The organism is Sorangium sp. So ce426, from assembly GCF_051475585.1.
GTDB classification, from domain to species: Bacteria; Myxococcota_A; Polyangia; order Polyangiales; family Polyangiaceae; genus Sorangium; species Sorangium cellulosum_B.
The window spans coordinates 6,514,296-6,528,175 of the sequence record NZ_CP150341.1 but is presented as its reverse complement, the minus strand read 5'-3'; the positions used below and the strand labels follow the sequence as shown (position 1 = coordinate 6,528,175).

Below are 13,880 nucleotides of genomic sequence, written 5' to 3'. Positions count from 1 at the left end.
GGATCTACGCCGGCCGCGCCGCGCGCCGGTACCCCACGCGCTGGACCGCCTCGTCGACGATCGTGTCGCGCGCCTTGGGATCCACGTCGGCCTCGGGTACCAGCACCAGGCGATGGGCCAGCGTCGCTTGTGCCATGCCGCGCACGTCGTCCGGCGTGACGAACGGGCGCCCGCCGATCACCGCCGCCGCCTTGGCCGCCTGGACCAGCGCGAGCGTGGCCCGCGGCGATGCGCCGAGCAGCACGCGAGGGTGCGTGCGCGTGAACGCGGTGAGGTTCACCGCGTACTCGTACAGGTCGTCCTCGACGTGGATCCTTCGCGCGACGCCCTGCAGCATGAGGAGGTCCTGGACGGAGAGCGTCGCCCGCGCCCGCGGCGCCTCGACGTTGTGCGCGCGGAGCATCGCCACCTCGTCCTTGTGCTGCGGGTAGCCGAGGCTGACCCGGATGAGGAACCTGTCGATCTGCGCCTCGGGCAGCGGGTAGGTCCCCTCGAGATCGATCGGGTTCTGCGTCGCGAGCACCATGAAGGGCGACGGCAGCTCGAAGCGATCTCCCTCGATCGTCACCTGTCGCTCCTGCATGGCCTCCAGGAGGGCCGACTGGGTCTTCGCCGGGGCGCGGTTGATCTCGTCGGCGAGCACGAGGTTCGCGAAGATCGGACCGGGGCGCAGCGTGAAGGTCCCCTCCTTGGGCGACAGGACATAGGTCCCCGTGATGTCGGCGGGCAGGAGATCGGGCGTGAACTGGATCCGCCGGACCGACGCGCCCAGCGCGGCCGCGAACGCCTTGACCAGCGTGGTCTTCGCGACGCCGGGGACGCCCTCCAGCAGCACGTGCCCCTGCGCCAGCAGGGCGGTGAGCATCAGATCGAGGGCGCGCGACGAACCGATGTAAACGCGCGTGATCTCTCGCCGGACCGCCTCGATCCGCTCCTTTGCCGCGGAGATTTCGTCGACGGCGACGGCCTGAACCTGGTTCATCGAGCGCCTTTGTCTGAGTGGGGTGGTGCGAGCTTCGCGTCTGTTGGCGACGGGGACGCCGTCGCAGGATCGGGGGGCGCGCCGGGGTGACGTCCGCGCGGTGGCTTCCGGCCGTCGGCGCCGCAGGCGGCGAGGACATGCCGCACGACGTCGGCGGCGTGCAAGAGCGCAGGCCTCGACACGTTCGCCGGCTTGCCGGCGACGACGGACGCTTCGACTCGGTACATGGTGCCCAGAACATCCTTGAAGGCCGAGAGGGCTCGCTCGTCAAGAGATCCCTCTCGCGCCACGAGCCGCGCGACCGTCTCCTGCGCCGGATTCGCCTCCAGGCCGAACCGCAAGGACAGCGCCTCGAACAGGGCGCTCTTCAGCTCGAGGAACGCGAGGCCCCGCGGGGAAGAGGGGGCGGCGAGGACGGCGAAGCGCCCGGCTGCGCCTCCCTGCGCGACGAGCGGCGTCGGGCGAGCATACCGGGGGAGCGGGCTCCTGTAGGGCCGTGCGGAGGCGCGCGCGGTCCAGATCGCGAGGCCGAGGCCGGCGAGCGCCGCGAGCGCGAGGAGGGCGCCGCCCGGAAGCCCGTCCCGGCGGGCGTCCTCGACGGCGCTCGCGAGCGCCTTGACCTGCGCGTCGAAGTCCTTTCGGAGCGACGTCTCGCCGCCGAACGAGCTCTCTTCGTCGAACCGGTTCGCGACGATGTGGAGCCGCCCTCGGCGCGGCTGAGCCCCGTCCTCGTCGACCAGGTAGCGCGTCAGGCCCGAGGCGAAGGCGCGGTTGCCCGGGTACCTGAGCATCATGTTCATCAGCGCGGACGGGTCGCCCATCGCGAAGAGCCGGCCCTTGCCGACCTGCCCGGCGACGGCGAGGATCACGTCCGGCTCGCTGACGGCGCGGATCCGCAGCACGGGCGAGAGGTTCGGGTGCCGGAGGCCGGTCGCGTGGTTCGTGACGAGCCGCTCGACGTGGCTGACGACGGGGTGCCGGCCGACGGAGTGGCCCCCGACGGTGTCGGCGACCGGCTCCGCGATCGCGAGGGAGGGCCGGTTCCGGAGCGCGGCGAGCGGCCGGGCTGGCGTCGGGATGCGCTCGATCTGGAATCGCCGGAGCGTGTCGTCGCCGCGGCCGAAGTCGTCGATGATGGCGAGCCGCCCGCCGGCCTTCATGAAGGCGGTCGTCTCGTCAGCGTCGAGCGTTTGCAGCGGGTGGAGGACCAGGATGCCGTCCTCGGGGCCGACCTGGCTCCAATCGAGCACAGCGACGGGGTGGACCCTCGCGGCCCCCAGCTCCGCGCGCGCGATCTCGAGAAGCTCCGAGCAACCCTCCCAGCTCGGGTCGTTCACGTCGAAGGCGGCGCCCGCTGCTCGGGCGGGCGCGAGCAGCGCCATCAGTGCGACCAGCGCCGCCAGGAAGGAGCAGGATGTGACGTGCGAGCGCACCGGCCGACGCCGGTCTTCCCGAACAAGTTCGGAACCGGAACTGGAGCCGGAACCAGAACTGGAACTGGAACCGGAACCGGAACCGGAACCAGAAGCAGAACCCGACCCGGGACCGGACCTTGAGCCTGAGGAGCATGCGTGCGCAAACCACGCGCCGTGCCGCGTCATGAGCGCTGCGAACATACCACTGTCGGCCCGACCGATAACCTTGACCCGCCATCCCACATTGCTAGATTCGCTTCTAAGAGCGGGGTGCTTTCTCGCAGACCTCGTTCCACCAATTCAGCCGAGCACTCTACGAGGTGGAGGGGTTAGTCGATGCTTCCTCCGTTCATCATCGAGCAAATACGGCAGCGCGAAGAAGAGAAGGATCGGTCCAGAAGAGAAGAAATTCGACCGCGCCTCGAGCTGCCGATCGAACGCTACCCCGCACCTCGTCGTCTTCCGGACTCGGAAGAGGACGATCCCAACCGGGGCGTCATCATCCTCGATCTGGGCTGACGCCACGTGGTGCACGCGCTCCCGCGTGAACCCCGCTGGAAGCGCCGCTCCGGCAGGGTGTCCTGGACGACGTACCTCCGAGACATTCCCTGTTTTTCTCGCAAATTCCACGAAGTTGGCGACCGTGCATGCACGCGGATCTCGGCTCCGCGCTGGCACCGGGCTCGTCCGGCGAGGACGGTTGGCGATTGAGCGAGAGGGGCTTCGAGCAGGCCGCGAGGGCCTGAAAGTTGTCCTCCGCGGACGTGCCCTGCTCGTGCGGGGTTGACCCTCGGCAGGATCTTCGCCTACGTTGCGCCCCCACTTCTGGCGCGGAGCACTGAACGAGCTACGCTCCGGCGCCTCCAGAGCAGGCCGTGCACAACGTGGGCACGGGCTCTTCCATATCGATCGAGGTTCTACAGATGGCCGTTCATATTCGCCTCGCCCGCGCGGGCACCAAGAAGACGCCCTTCTACCGCATCGTCGTCGCCGACCAGCGCAGCCCGCGCGGCGGCAGGTTCATCGAGCGGCTGGGCACGTACGACCCGCGCAGGACCGAGATCCGCCTCGATGTTCCCCGCGTGAGGCACTGGATCTCGAACGGCGCCCAGCCGACGCACACGGTGGCGCTGCTCCTGAAGCACCCTGGGCTGGCCCAGGCGGCCGCCCCCGCGGACGCCGCGAAGTAGCATGGCCTCGTCGACGTCTCCGCTGGTCGATCTCGTCGCGCTCGTTGCCCGCGCGCTCGTCGATCAGCCGGACCGGGTCGTCGTGCGCGAGGTCGCGGGAGACCGCTTCCCCCGGATCGAGCTGACGGTCGCGCGCGAGGATATCGGCAAGGTGATCGGCAAGGACGGGCGCACAGCGCAGTCGATCAGGACGTTGCTGAGCGCCGCCGCGAGCAAGTCGGGGCGCCGCGCGCACCTCGACATTCTCGACTGAGACGAGCCCGACGTGGAGCGACGCTACGTTCCCGTCGCGGATGTCGCCCGTCCGCACGGCGTTCAGGGGGAGCTGCGGTTGCGCCTCTACAACGAGGCGTCCGACCTGCTCCTCACGCGCCCTCCGATCAAGCTGCGCCTTCCCGACGGCTCTGCGCGGGACGCGAAGATCGTGGCGACGCGGCCCGTCGACAAGGCGTTGCTCGTGCGGATCGCCGGGATCGACGACCGGGACGCGGCCGAGGCCCTGCGCGGAGCGACGGTGTGCGTCCCTCGGGACGCGTTCGCGCCGCTCTCCGAGGGCGAGTTCTACGCCTGCGACGTGGAGGGGGCGCGCGTGATGACGCCCGACGGCGATCTGCTCGGGCACGTGAGGTCGCTCCAGTCGTACCCGACCTGCGATGTGCTCGTCGTGGAGAGGCAGGGCGCAGATTCCATCGAGATCCCGCTGACCGAGAGCTTCGTCAGCAGCGTGGACGCGGAGCGGCAGGTCGTCCAGCTGGCCACGCTGGAAGGCCTCGTCTGAGCCGCCGTTCCACGCAAGGGAGCCCGCCTCGGCAAGTTCGATGCGCATCGACGTAGTCACCCTGTTTCCGGAGCTGTTCGAGGGGTTCCTGGCGATCGGCATGGTCGGGCGCGCGCTCGCGTCGGGTGCGCTCGCCGTGCGGACGCGCAGCCCGCGTGAGTTTGGCCTCGGCCGGCACCGGAGCGTGGATGACACGCCTTACGGCGGCGGCTCCGGCATGGTGATGCGCGTCGACTGCATCGTCCGCTGCCTGGAGGCGCTCGACGAAGCCGCCGCCGAAGGCGGTGCGTCGGGCGCGCCTCCCGGGGCCGACGCGACGGCGTCCTCGGGGCCTCTGCCGCGCGCGCACCGGGTGCTGCTCACGCCGCAAGGGCAGCCTTTCCGTCAGGAGAAGGCCATCGAGCTCGCGGCGCGCCCTGCCGTCGCGCTCGTCTGCGGTCGCTACGAGGGGTTCGACGAGCGGGTGCGCGCTTTCGTCGATGAGGAGATCTCGCTCGGCGACTTCGTGATGACCGGCGGCGAGGTTGCGGCGATGGCGGTGATCGATGCGTGCGTGCGCCTGCTCCCAGGGGTGCTCGGGAACGCTGTGTCGGCGGAGCACGAGTCGCACAGCCCCGCGCTGGCAGGGCTCCTGGAGTACCCGCAGTACACCCGTCCCGTGGAGTTCCGTGGGCACAAGGTGCCCGACGTGCTGCAGCAAGGGAACCACGCGGCCATCGCGCGCTGGCGACGAGCGGAGGCCGAGCTGCGGACGGCCCAGCGCAGGCCCGACCTCTGGCGCAAGGCGCGGGGGGGAGAGCCGCCCCCGGACGAGAGCGGCGAGGCGCGGCGATGAGGCTCGCGCTCGCGCTCGTTCACTACCCCGTGCTCGACCGGTCCGGGGAGACGGTGACCACGGCGATCACGAACCTCGATCTGCACGACATGGCGCGGAGCGCGCGCACGTACGGCGCCGAGCGGCTCTTCGTCGTTCACCCGGTCGCCGCTCAGCGCGCGCTGGCAGAGCGGATCAAGGAACACTGGGTGATCGGCTCCGGCAAGCGCCGGATCCCGGATCGCGCGGTCGCGCTCGATGTGCTGAGCGTGGTCCCCAGCCTGGACGACGTGTACTCCGCGCTGAGCGGCGCAGGTCGGCGCGGCGTCGAGGTCTGGACGACCGCGGCGGCCTCGCGAGGGCTCCCGGTGACGAGCTACGCAGCGACCCGCGCGCGCCTCGCGCAAGCGAGCGATCCGGTGGTGATCCTGTTCGGCACGGGCTGGGGCCTCGCGCCAGAGGTCGTCGCCGATGCCGACGTCCGGATCGAGCCGATCAGGGCGGAGGCGAGCACCGGATACAACCACCTGAGCGTGCGCGCGGCGTGCGCGATCACGCTCGATCGGCTGCTCGGCGACCGGAACGCCGGGTGATCTCGCGTGGCGCGCGGTCGTCGAGCGTGGCGCCAGCACCGCGGCGCGCCGTTCCGGTCCATCCTCCTGAGATGAGCGAGCGCGATGCCGATCGTCCCGCCGGGGAGGCGAGCGCGGCGCGAACGACGCACGACCGGCTGGTGCGCGAGCAGGCGCTCGCGCTCGGCTTCGACGTCGTGGGCGTCGCGCGCGCCGACGAGCCGCTCGGGGTCGAGCACGCACGGTACCTGGAGTTCGTCGCGCGCGGCATGCACGGGGAGATGGGGTACCTCGCGGAGTACGCGGAGCAGCGGCGCCGGCTGGACACCAGCGCGATCCTCGAAGGAGCACGCTCGGTCGTGTGCGTCGGCCGCAGGTATGCGCGGCCCAAGGAGAGCGAGCGGCGCGACCCGCCGCTCGCGCAGAGCGTCGCGCGGTACGCGCGCGGGCAGGACTATCACAACCACCTGAAGCGGCGGCTCCGGCGGCTCGCGGCGTTCATCCGCTCGCTCGCGCCATCCGTGCTCGCGCGGCCGCTCTGCGATGTCGAGCCGGTGATGGAGCGCGTCTGGGCGGCGCGCTCTGGCATCGGTTTCGTCGGCAAGAACGGGCTGATCATCACGCCGGGGCAGGGGAGCTACCAGCTGCTCGGCGAGGTGGTCACCACGCTGGATCTCGTCCCCGACGTGCCCATCGCGGAGCGCTGCGGATCGTGCACGCGCTGCCTCGACGCGTGCCCGACGCAGGCGTTCGACGCGCCGTTCGTGCTCGATCCTCGGCGCTGCATTGCGTACCTGACGATCGAACAGAGGAGCGCGCCGGCCGAGGCGCTGCGGCCCGGTATGGGTGAGCACCTCTTCGGCTGCGACGTCTGCCAGGAGGTATGTCCCTTCAACAGGACCGCGCCCGCGCCCCTCGAGCGCACCGCGCCGTTCCATCCTCTGGCCCGATGGGAAGCGCGGGACGTCGACGACCTCGTGGCGCTCGATGAGCAGGCGTTCGACGCGCTGACCGTCGGGACGCCGGTCCGGCGCGCGCGACGCGGCGGGCTCGCCCGGAACGCGACGATCGTCGCTGCGAACCGGCTGGCGAGCGGCGCAGAGGGCGCGGCGGCAGCGAGCGCGAAGCGCGCGCTCGTCGCAGCGCTCGCCCATGACGACGCATCGGTGCGCGCCGTCGCCGCGTGGGGGGTGAGCCACGCAGGGGGCGGCGAGCCGGCGGGCCCGAGCGCGCCGAGGCATGACGGGTCGAGCGAGGATCCCGGTGCAGGTTGAGGCGCGCCGCCCGCCGCGATCGAGCGCGGCGCGGGAGCGCGGCGGTGCTCGGGCGCTCTTCGCGGGGGCCCGATGATCCGCTACGGTGTGCGCCGGCAAGGCGCCGCGCGCACGAGCACCAACGTGGATCTCCCCTCCAGGCTCCGAGCGCTCCTCGACGATCTACGCCGGCACGATTCCGTCCTCTGGCGGCGGGCGGTCGACGCTGGGGTGACCCACGGCCCGGACCTCCTCGTCCGGCACAGCCCTGCGTTGTTCGGGCTCGTCGTCGGGGCGGTGTTGCCGGAGCAGCGGAGGGCCGTGCGCAGGAACCTCCGGCTGGCGCTGGGCGAGCGGGGGACGCTCGACGAGTACCGCGACGTCGCCCGGGTGTTCATCAACTTCGCCAGCTGTCTCACGGACGCGTTCATCGCGGGCAGCAGCCGGCCCGATCGGCTCACCGGCCTGTGCGTGAACGACGAGCACTTCACGAACGCGTTCCAGCGGGGCCTCGGCGTGATCGTCGTCACGGCGCATACCGGCGGCTGGCAGGCCGCCGCGCCGCTGCTGCGATCGGTGCACGCCGCCGACGTGCTCATCGTGATGCAGCGGGAGCGCGACCAGCGAGCGCAGGCCATCCAGGACGGCACGCGAGATCGGGTCGGCGTACGGATGCAGCACGTGGCCGACGATCCGCTCGCGGTGCTCCCGCTGCTCGCGCACCTCAGGCGGCAGGGCGTCGTGGCCATCCAGATCGATCGGCTTCCGTCCGGGATGCGCGGGCGCGACGTCGAGCTCTTCGGGCGACCCTGGCGCGTCCCGGAGGGCCCGCTTCAGCTCGCGGCGGTCAGCGGCGCGCCGATCGTCCCTGTGTTCACGCGGCGGACCGGCTTCATGGAGTACGAGATCTGCATCGCGCCGCCCATCTCGCTCCCCCGCAAGCCAGGATCGTCCGAGCTCGACGTGGCAGCGCGGCAGATCACGGCGGAGATGGAGCGCTTCCTCCGGGACAACCCGACGCAGTGGTTCCACTTCGAATAAATCAAGGATTTTGCTCCCCAAATGAGAAATCGCGCCGCCGTCGGGCACGCGCTGCATCGGCGCGCAAGCTGGGTTAAGAGTCCGCGCTGATGGCCCGCCTCCTCGTCGGACTGCCCTCGCTCAAGGGCGATATCCAGAAGTACAAAGATCGCTTCGATCTGGTCGAGCTCCGCCCGCTCGATACGTCGCTGCCTCGCGCGACGACGCTCCGCAAATGGCGCAAGGCGGTGCCGCCGGGCTTCGTCTTCAGCGTGGTGCTGCCGCGCGTGGTCGGCGAGCTCGCCGGCGGGCGCGACCTCGACGAGGCGCTCTCGGCCTCGCTCGAGGTGGCGGCCGTGCTGGAGGCGCGGTGCGTCCTGCTCCAGACGCCGGCGTCGCTCCGGCCGACGGCGAGCAACCGCAAGAAGCTCGCGGCGCTCTTCGAGCGCCTGCCCGCCGAGGGGGTCGTGCGCTGCTGGGAGCCCTCCGGGATCTGGGAGCGCGACGACATCGTCGCGACCGCGCGCGCCGCGAAGGTCATCCCGGTGCTCGACGTGGCGCGCGACGCGCCGCCGCCCGGGCCGATCGTCTACACACGGCTGCGCGCGCTCGGGCGGTCCTCGTCGATGGGAGCGGCCGCGCTCGAGCGGGTCGCGGAGCGCCTGCGCGGACGGCGTGAGGTGTTCCTGGTCGTCGAGGGCGACCGCGCGCCGCAGATCAAGTCGCTGCTCGCGGCGGCGCTCGCGCGCACGCCCGATCGCTCGACGGCGTCGGCTGTGGTAAGGCCGACCATGCCCATGCCCAGCACCCTCGTCGCCGAGGACGAGGAGCAGTGATCCGCGGCGCGGCAGCCACCGCGAGCGATCCCTTTGCGGCTTCGGCCGCCCGGGCCGCGCTCGAGTCCTCCGGCAGCGCGATCGACGCGATCGTCGCCGGCTTCTTCGCAGCAGCCGGCGCGCAGCCCGACGTGCTGCTCGCGCCCGCCGTCGCGCTGGCGGCCGGCGTCGGCGTCGGCGCGAGGGCGTTCGATGGACGGGCGATCCAGCCTGGGCGCGGCGCGCCGCGGCCGCGCGGGTTCGTCGATGGGCAGAGCGTCCCGGAGGCCGCGCACGTCGCCGTTCCGCGCTCGCTCGGCATGCTGGTCCTGCTGCACGGCTACCTCGGACGCGCGCGGCTCCGTGAGCTGGTTCGCTCCGGCGTGGTCGCGGCGGAGCGCGCGGGCGCGACCGGGCGCGCCGCGCTGCTGCGTGAGGTCGGCTCGCTCGGCGCGGTGGCGCTCCGGGGGCGCGATGTGGAGCGGGCGCTGCTGGCCGTCGGCGGGGCGGTCGCAGGGGGGACGCTGACCGCCGAAGACCTCGCTGAAGCGGTGCCCGCCGAGGTGGAAGCCGCGTCGACGACGATCGCGGAGGGGGCGACCGCGCTCCAGGCGCCCTGGCCGGTAGGGGACGTGGCGCGACCCACGGACGCCATCGTCGCCTGCGACGGATGGGGCACGGTCGCAGCGCTCGCCTACACGCGCACCGACGATGGCATCACCGTCCCCGAGCTCGAGATCGTGCTGGGCCGCGACGCCGTCCCGGTGCGCCGCGGGATCACGCGCCTCGCCCCCGGCACGCCCCTGCCCGCGGCCGCGCCGATCGGGATCCTCCAGCGCGGCGCCTTCGCGGCTGCGATCGCGCTCGCAGGCAAGCCCACGATCGAGGTGAGCGCCCTCACCGCGCTCCTCGGCGGCACCGCGCTCGAAGCCGCCCTTCATGATGTCCGCACGCAGCAGGGCGCCAGCGCCGCCATCGCCGTCCTGCGCGACGAGCGCGACGCGCGCACGGCCAACCTCGCCGCCGGCTTCATGGCGGGGGCAGGGACGCAGCCCGCGGAGGGGTGAGGCGCAGCGGGCGTCGGCCGGTCGAAGCGGAGATCGGCCGGCCATGCGGCTCTCCAGCCGACGCGGCGCGGGCCATCGAGGGCGCCGTGGAGGAGCGCTGACGCTACAGCGAGGCGCGGCGAGCCGCTGCGCAACGTGCGCTGCGGCCGACGTCTGCCAGCTCGCGCCGGCTGTATGCGCCGCGTGCCGTCACGCACGCGGCACTTCCAAAGCTGAAGAGGGATGGAGGCGAGCCCCGAGAGGGGAGAACAGAGCGCGGCGCATCCAGCCGCGAAGCGGCGGCCGACATTCAGGCCGGCCGTCGCGTCGGCGCTGGGCCTAGAGCGCGACGCCGTAGCGCTTCGCGTAGGCGACGACGCCGATCTTGTCGATCGTGCGGATGTCGCGCGTCGTGAGGTTGAGCTTCACGAAGCGGTTGAGCTCGGGGACCCAGACGCGCCGGGTCTGGATGTTCACGAGCTGCCAGCGCTTCGTCTTGATGTTGGAGTGGGAGACGTTCTGCGCCAGAAGCTTCCGCTTCCCAGTGATGTCGCTCTTCGCCATGACGTCCTCGGTTGGAAGGGGCCCTGCGTCGGTGCCCCGACCGTAAATCGAATTAGCTGGCCGGGCGCACGCCCTGCGCGGGGGAGCAGGGGGGCTCGGGAGCGCGGGAAAGTGAAGGAAGCCGGGGGACATGTCAAGCGTCCTCCGGGGGATCATCGCCGCCGTGGGCTGGGGGAGCTCGGGGCGCAACGCGGCCGAGCCTCTCCCCTCGGTGTCCCCGACGCCCTACGCGCCTGCTGGCGCGCGGCCTAGAGCGACAAACGGGTTGAAACCACGAGAAAAAGCAGGAATTTCACAGGGAGGCGGGGAGGTGGGGAGTGAGAGACGGCAAGAGGGAGAAAATCATTTTTTTTCTTCCTCCCCGCCTCCCCGCCTCCCTGTGCAAATTCTCCGGGTTTCAACGTGATCGTTGTTCTAGGTCAGCCACTCGCCGCCCGAGGGCGGACGCCGATCCCGCCCGTCCTTCTCATTCTCGGGGCGTGAGTGCAGATCGATACGCCGGGCGTCGGCAGCCAGGCGCCAGGCCAGGATCTGGAACAGGCCCAGGCTCGTGATGGCGGACGTCGCCGCGAACGCAAGGCCCGCGGAGAGCACGATGACGATGTCCCGGGGCGAGAAGGTGTCGAGATGCGCGAGCCTGCCGACGACCAGGTCGGCCGTGAAGGCAAGCACCACCGCGACGGCAAGGAACGACCCGGCGCCCGTCGTCTCCGCACCCATGAACCCGGTAAGGCTGGACAGGACCGCCAGGATCACAAGCAAGGCGCCGAGATGGCCCAGGTGCGGATCGTGCAAAACCAGCTGTCCGATCGCATGCCCGAAGGATGGGAGCGTGACGAGGAAGGCGGCGACGAGCAGCCACCGCGCGCCGCTGTACGCCCTGTAGCGAGACCGGAAGACGAGCGCCGCCGGGAGCCCTATCGCCGCGACGGCCCGGGCGGTTCCCCAGCCGACCGCGGTCCCCGAGCTCTGGAGGCCGAGGACTGTCGCGATCGCCCCGAGCACCACCATGGCGACGGCGCGCTGCCGGTAGCTCACCGACGTGAGCGCGGTGAACAGCGCGACGACGCCCAGGACGAACGCTGGCGGCCCCGCGACAACGCCGTCCGGGCGGAGCCCTGCGATCGACAGGCCGCCGAGCAGAAGGAAGCCGGCGCCCACCGCAGCACACCAGATCCGCGCGGCGTCCTGCGCCGGACGCATCGGCGCCAGGTCCTCCATGAGCGCTTCGGACGCGAGGAGCGGCTTGGTGACGTGCTCGCGCGTGCTCGGGGGCGCCACCTCCATCGGGATGGCCGGGTTCGACTCGTGGCGCCGATCGACCGGAGCGGCGCTGATCGACGCCGCAGCCGGTCCCTCCTGAGCGCGATCGGCCGGGCTCTCGCCGGCTGTGGCGCCCTCCGGCTGGGCAGGTGCTGCCTTTTCGCGTTCGGCGATCGCGCGACGGCTCGCTGGCGGGCGGTCGCGGCTCGCCTCTCCGAAAGGCTTTTCCATTGATGGAGCTGGATCAGATCTCACGGGCGTCGAAGGGAGGGCTGCTGCGGAGCTGACCGAGCAGCTCGGCTGAGGTGAGCCGCGCGACCAGGGTGCGTCCGAAGTCTCGCACGGCAGGGAATCCTTGCCCATCCATGGCAAGGGATTGCTCGTCCATGTACAGCCGGCGTGCAATCTCGATTTGCACGGCGTGGACGGCACGGTGCGGTTGGCCGTAGTGCGCGGTGCTGAAGCCCCCTTTGTAGGGGTCATCATGGCGCACGGAGAAGCCGCAGGCGCGCGCGTGCTGATCGACCGCGTCGATCACCGCGCTCGCGGCGGTCGTCCGCCCGCGCGTGCCGGGGACGATGTCGGCCCGACCGATCGCGCCCTCCGCGTGGCCGCGGCGGCCCTGGCTCGGCATCGAGTGCGCGCAGAGGAGGATCGCGAAGCCGAAGCGCTCGCGCTTGCCGGCGAGGAGCGCGCTGAGGGCGCCGTGATACGGGCGATAGAAGCGGTCGAGCCGGCGCTCCACCTCCTGCCGTGGCAGCCGAGCGGCAAGGATGGGCTCGCCGTCCGTGGTCATGCGCCAGATGAGCCCCCGCGGGTAGGGCGCCCGGCCGCCGCCCTCGACCGCGTCGCCGTCGCAGTCGGCCTCGCTCCGGTTGAGATCGACGACCAGCCGGCTCATCCTGGAGAAGAGGAGCGTCGCCCCCTCGGCCGGAGCGTCCTGGAAGAGCGCGTCGACGTACAGGTCCGCGTCGCGCCCGATGCTGCGCGCCGGCGCGATGGTCCAGGACAGCGACTCGGGATCCACGTGGACCCCCGCGTGCGGTACCTCGACGAGGACCGGGCTTTCCGCTCCGCGGGGCTCGATGACCTCGAAGGCTGACACCACAGGGCCCACTGTGACGCATTCCGCGTCCGGCTGGAACCAGGACGGGGAGGTGAAATGCCGGAAGGGAGGAAGACGTATTGCCGTTCGGGGCGTTCTGGGTCGATCTGCCCCAGCCCGGCTTTCTGGCGCGCTTCGCCGCTTTCGACGTACGGTTGGCCGTGGACCTTGCGACCTGGGTGGACGCCTACCTGGATCACCTTCGCGTCGAGCGGGCTCTGGCGCCCCTGACGCTCGAGGCCTACGGCCATGATCTCGCCAAGCTCGTCGCCCATGCCGAGGCGAGCGGGATCACGACCGTCGACGGGCTCGACCAGGCGCTGATCGGCACCTACCTGGTCGCGCTCGGCCAGGCGGGCATCAGCGCCAGCTCGGCGGCGCGCCACCTCTCCGCGGTCCGCGGGTTCATCCGCTTCCTGCTCCGCGAGCGCCGCATCGAGCGGGATCCGTGCGCGCTGGTCGAGCGACCCAGGGTCGGGCGGCGGCTGCCCAAGGTGCTCTCGTTCGACGAGATCGCGCTCCTCATCGAGGCGCCCGAGCAAGGGACGTTCAAGGGGCTGCGCGATCGCGCGATGCTCCACGTGATGTACGCGGCCGGCTTGCGCGTCAGCGAGGTGGTGCGCCTCAAGCTCGCGGACATCGACCGGCGCAAAGGCATCGTGATGGCGCTCGGCAAGGGGGGGAAGCGGCGGCTCGTGCCGCTCGGCGAGCCGGCGCTCGCCGCCATCGACGCCTACCTGGAGCTGCGCGCGACGCACCCGCGCAGCGCGGCGACCCAGGTGCTGTTCCTCTCGCCGCGCGGCGGGCCGCTCACCAGGCAGGCGGTGTGGAAGCTCCTCGGCGGATATGCGCGCGCCGTGGGCATCGCCAAGCCGAGCTCGCCGCACAAGCTCCGCCACTCGTTCGCGACGCACCTGCTCGAGGGGGGCGCGGATCTCCGGAGCGTCCAGGCGCTCCTCGGTCATGCGAACGTCGTGACGACCGAGATCTACACGCACCTCGCCGACGACCACGTGCGCGCCGCGTACCGTCGGGCGCACCCTCGCGCGTGAGCGCGCGCAAG

Annotated in this window: 16 protein-coding genes; 11 read left to right on the top strand and 5 right to left on the bottom strand. The window is 71.7% G+C overall.

All coding sequences use genetic code 11. The features are described 5' to 3' along the window. Positions 1-4 precede the first annotated feature (4 nt). Positions 5-982, bottom strand: a complete 978-nt coding sequence (locus WMF44_RS24225; RefSeq protein WP_437301463.1) for an AAA family ATPase — start codon at positions 980-982, stop codon at positions 5-7. Continuing rightward, entirely contained in the window at positions 979-2,415 is a 1,437-nt protein-coding gene (locus tag WMF44_RS24220; RefSeq protein ID WP_437301462.1) for a DUF4350 domain-containing protein, read from the bottom strand. Before WMF44_RS24220 ends, WMF44_RS24225 begins: the two co-directional genes overlap by 4 nt. A 318-nt stretch (positions 2,416-2,733) precedes the next feature. Here WMF44_RS24220 and WMF44_RS24215 point away from each other — a divergent pair, with 318 nt between their 5' ends. The 10 genes from WMF44_RS24215 to WMF44_RS24170 all read left to right on the top strand — a co-directional run bounded on the left by WMF44_RS24215 (position 2,734) and on the right by WMF44_RS24170 (position 9,906). Further along, a complete protein-coding gene (locus WMF44_RS24215; RefSeq protein WP_157906850.1) occupies positions 2,734-2,916 on the top strand; it encodes a hypothetical protein in 183 nt (60 codons plus the stop codon). Positions 2,917-3,320: 404 nt separating this feature from the next. After that, entirely contained in the window at positions 3,321-3,587 is a 267-nt protein-coding gene (gene rpsP, locus WMF44_RS24210) for a 30S ribosomal protein S16 (RefSeq protein ID WP_012237071.1), read from the top strand. Position 3,588: 1 nt separating this feature from the next. Continuing rightward, on the top strand, positions 3,589-3,840 hold the full coding sequence (locus WMF44_RS24205) for a KH domain-containing protein (protein WP_012237070.1): 252 nt from the start codon (positions 3,589-3,591) through the stop codon (positions 3,838-3,840). Positions 3,841-3,852: 12 nt separating this feature from the next. After that, positions 3,853-4,365 (top strand): ribosome maturation factor RimM, encoded by a 513-nt coding sequence (gene rimM, locus WMF44_RS24200; protein ID WP_437301461.1) that lies wholly within the window; start codon positions 3,853-3,855, stop codon positions 4,363-4,365. 40 nt (positions 4,366-4,405) lie between these two features. Further along, positions 4,406-5,200, top strand: coding sequence for a tRNA (guanosine(37)-N1)-methyltransferase TrmD (trmD, locus tag WMF44_RS24195; RefSeq protein ID WP_437301460.1), 795 nt, complete (start codon positions 4,406-4,408; stop codon positions 5,198-5,200). Next, positions 5,197-5,772, top strand: a complete 576-nt coding sequence (locus WMF44_RS24190) for an RNA methyltransferase (protein ID WP_437301459.1) — start codon at positions 5,197-5,199, stop codon at positions 5,770-5,772. Before trmD ends, WMF44_RS24190 begins: the two co-directional genes overlap by 4 nt. A gap of 71 nt (positions 5,773-5,843) precedes the next feature. Continuing rightward, a complete protein-coding gene (queG, locus tag WMF44_RS24185; protein WP_437301458.1) occupies positions 5,844-7,025 on the top strand; it encodes a tRNA epoxyqueuosine(34) reductase QueG in 1,182 nt (393 codons plus the stop codon). A gap of 72 nt (positions 7,026-7,097) precedes the next feature. Further along, a complete protein-coding gene (locus WMF44_RS24180) occupies positions 7,098-8,045 on the top strand; it encodes a lysophospholipid acyltransferase family protein (RefSeq protein WP_437301457.1) in 948 nt (315 codons plus the stop codon). A gap of 89 nt (positions 8,046-8,134) precedes the next feature. Continuing rightward, positions 8,135-8,860, top strand: coding sequence for a DUF72 domain-containing protein (locus WMF44_RS24175; protein ID WP_437301456.1), 726 nt, complete (start codon positions 8,135-8,137; stop codon positions 8,858-8,860). Then, the gene (locus WMF44_RS24170) at positions 8,857-9,906 is read left to right on the top strand and encodes a hypothetical protein (RefSeq protein ID WP_437301455.1); all 1,050 of its coding nucleotides are present in this window, start codon (positions 8,857-8,859) and stop codon (positions 9,904-9,906) included. The genes WMF44_RS24175 and WMF44_RS24170 overlap by 4 nt, the downstream gene beginning before the upstream one ends. Before the next feature lie 318 nt (positions 9,907-10,224). Here the strand turns inward: WMF44_RS24170 and rpmB are convergent, their stop codons facing one another. The 3 genes from rpmB to WMF44_RS24155 all read right to left on the bottom strand — a co-directional run bounded on the left by rpmB (position 10,225) and on the right by WMF44_RS24155 (position 12,817). Further along, on the bottom strand, positions 10,225-10,449 hold the full coding sequence (gene rpmB / locus WMF44_RS24165; RefSeq protein ID WP_012237062.1) for a 50S ribosomal protein L28: 225 nt from the start codon (positions 10,447-10,449) through the stop codon (positions 10,225-10,227). Positions 10,450-10,863: 414 nt separating this feature from the next. Further along, positions 10,864-11,943 carry a hypothetical protein gene (locus WMF44_RS24160; RefSeq protein WP_437301454.1) on the bottom strand — a complete coding sequence of 360 codons (1,080 nt, stop codon included), beginning with the start codon at positions 11,941-11,943 and terminating at the stop codon, positions 10,864-10,866. Between the two features lie 13 nt (positions 11,944-11,956). Then, on the bottom strand, positions 11,957-12,817 hold the full coding sequence (locus tag WMF44_RS24155) for an N-formylglutamate amidohydrolase (protein WP_437301453.1): 861 nt from the start codon (positions 12,815-12,817) through the stop codon (positions 11,957-11,959). Between the two features lie 161 nt (positions 12,818-12,978). On the opposite strand from WMF44_RS24155, the gene xerD reads away from it, so the two are divergent. Next, positions 12,979-13,869, top strand: a complete 891-nt coding sequence (gene xerD / locus WMF44_RS24150) for a site-specific tyrosine recombinase XerD (protein ID WP_437301452.1) — start codon at positions 12,979-12,981, stop codon at positions 13,867-13,869. Positions 13,870-13,880 lie beyond the last annotated feature (11 nt).